Source organism: Mesorhizobium sp. M4A.F.Ca.ET.050.02.1.1 (assembly GCF_003997725.1).
GTDB lineage: Bacteria > Pseudomonadota > Alphaproteobacteria > Rhizobiales > Rhizobiaceae > Mesorhizobium.
Map to the genome: position 1 here is coordinate 1 of NZ_RZSG01000953.1, position 2,053 is coordinate 2,053.

Here is a 2,053-nt window from a genome sequence, read left to right on the forward strand (position 1 = left end):
GATGCCGAGCGCCGCGACAATGGCCGGCAGCGCCAGCGGCAGGGCGAAGAGCTGCAGGATCAGCCCGCGGCCCGGAAAAAGCGGATGCCGGGAGAGCGCGCGCGCGACGAACAGCGCCGGCACAACGGAAAGCAGGGTCGACAACAGCGCCTGCCAGAGTGTGAAGCGGACGACGCGCAGGATATAGGGATCGAAGGCCGAGGCGGCGCCGGAGAAATCATGCGCGCCTTCAAGGACGAGGCCGGCGAACGCCCCGCCGATCAGCAAGGTGATGGCGCCTAGCGCGGCGATGCCGGCGGTGATGCGGGGGTCAGAGCGAGGCGCGAGCTGCACGCTGCACCCTGGCGGAACTTAGCGAAAGCCGCGTTCCTTCGCCCCCCCCTCTGTCCTGCCGGACATCTCCCCCTCTAGGGGGGAGATCAGCAGCGTCGACGCCGCGTTCCATCCCACACCGCCAAAGGTTGGCGAAAACCGCCGTGACAGCCAATCTCCCCCCTTGAGGGGGAGATGTCCGGCAGGACAGAGGGGGGTGGCTTGGCGCAGACATCGAGGCGATCGAAAGCCTACTTGCTCATCGCCGCCAGCCATTCGTCCACCCAGGCCTTGCGGTTGGCGGCGACCTCATCGGCGCTGAACAGCAAGGTCTTGGTCGGCTTGACCAATTTGTCGAAGGCCGGATTGAGCGGCTTGTCGGTCTTACCGGCCGGGAACATCCAGTTGGTCTCGGGGATGACATCCTGGAATTTCGGGCCGGTCATGAAGGCGATGAACTTCTCCGCCAGCGGATTCTTCGCCCCTGTCGTGGTGATGCCGGCAACCTCGATCTGCAGATATTCGCCCTCCTCGAAGGACGCGGCCTGGTAGCGTTCAGTTTTCTCGGCGACCATGTGATAGGCCGGCGAGGTGGTGTAGGACAGCACCATCGGCGCCTCGCCCTTGGTAAACAGGCCATAGGCCTCGCTCCAGCCCGGCGTCACCGTCAGCACCTTGGACTTGAGCTTGGCCCAGGCTTCCGGCGCCTTGTCGCCATAGACCGACTTGACCCAGAGCAGCAGGCCGAGGCCGGGCGTCGAGGTGCGTGGATCCTGGATGACGATCTTGTCGGTGGCGCTGCCCTCGACCAGTTCCTTCAGGCTCTTCGGCGGGACTTTCAGCTTTTCGGTGTCGTAGACGACGGCGAAATAGCCATAGTCGAACGGCACGAATGTGTCGTCGCTCCAGTTGCCGGGGACATTGAGGCCGGACACGTCGCCATGCGGCGCGAACAGGCCGCTCGCCTTGGCTTCGGCCGTCAGGTTGGTGTCGAGGCCGAGCACGATGTCGGCCTTGGTCGCCGCGCCCTCCAGCTTGACGCGGTTGAGTAACGCCACGCCATCGGCGACCGAGACGAATTCGAGATCGCAGCCGCATTCGGCCTCGAATTCCTTCTTTACCGCCGGGCCGGGACCCCAGTCGGCGGTGAAGCTCTCATAGGTATAGACGGTGAGCTTGTCCTTCGCGGCCGCCGGACCCGCCAGAAGCGAAACCAGGCCGGTTGCCAGAACAAGGTGGGACAAGAGCGTGCGCATCGGCGCCTCCTTCGTTGGTATTGAAAGGAATTGAGGCGCCGGATGGTCCGAGACGTCTAATCCCTCCGCCGGTACAAACCGGATCAGGTTCAGCGGGTTGGCGGTTGCCTCTCAGCCGGTCCGCGAAAACCCGCGTCCGGCACCCCGTTAGAGCGTTTCGACACATAGGCCCGGGCACGGCACCGCGCAAGCGGAAGTTTGCCGGGTGCCTGCACCCCCGGCTTCCGTTTCTCGGGCGGGGCTGGTAAGGGCGACGCTCATGGGCACATTCACCATCCTGCTTGGCGGCGACCTCGTCCGCACGCCGCGGCTCGACAGCCAGCTGGCCGGCGCGCGCGTCATCGCCGCCGATGGCGGCATCGGCCATGCCCGCATGCTGGGCCTGACGCCTGAGCTCTGGGTCGGCGATTTCGATTCCGTGCCGCCGGATTTGCCGGATGATCTGGCCGCCGTGCCACGCCAGGTGTTTCCGGCCGAGAAGGACA

Annotated in this window: 1 protein-coding gene, 2 pseudogenes and 1 riboswitch; of the genes and pseudogenes, 1 reads left to right on the forward strand and 2 read right to left on the reverse strand. The window is 65.5% G+C overall.

Going from position 1 to position 2,053, the window contains the following annotated elements:
• Both EOA33_RS33560 and thiB read right to left on the reverse strand, forming a co-directional pair.
• Positions 1-333 (reverse strand): annotated as a pseudogene (locus tag EOA33_RS33560) (thiamine/thiamine pyrophosphate ABC transporter permease ThiP); the annotation flags it as partial.
• A 230-nt stretch (positions 334-563) separates the two neighbouring features.
• The gene (gene thiB / locus EOA33_RS33570) at positions 564-1,568 is read right to left on the reverse strand and encodes a thiamine ABC transporter substrate binding subunit (protein WP_126057894.1); all 1,005 of its coding nucleotides are present in this window, start codon (positions 1,566-1,568) and stop codon (positions 564-566) included.
• Between the two features lie 43 nt (positions 1,569-1,611).
• Positions 1,612-1,725, reverse strand: a riboswitch (TPP riboswitch).
• Between the two features lie 102 nt (positions 1,726-1,827).
• Between thiB and EOA33_RS33575 the strand changes: the two are divergent.
• Positions 1,828-2,053, forward strand: a pseudogene (locus tag EOA33_RS33575) (thiamine diphosphokinase); the annotation flags it as partial.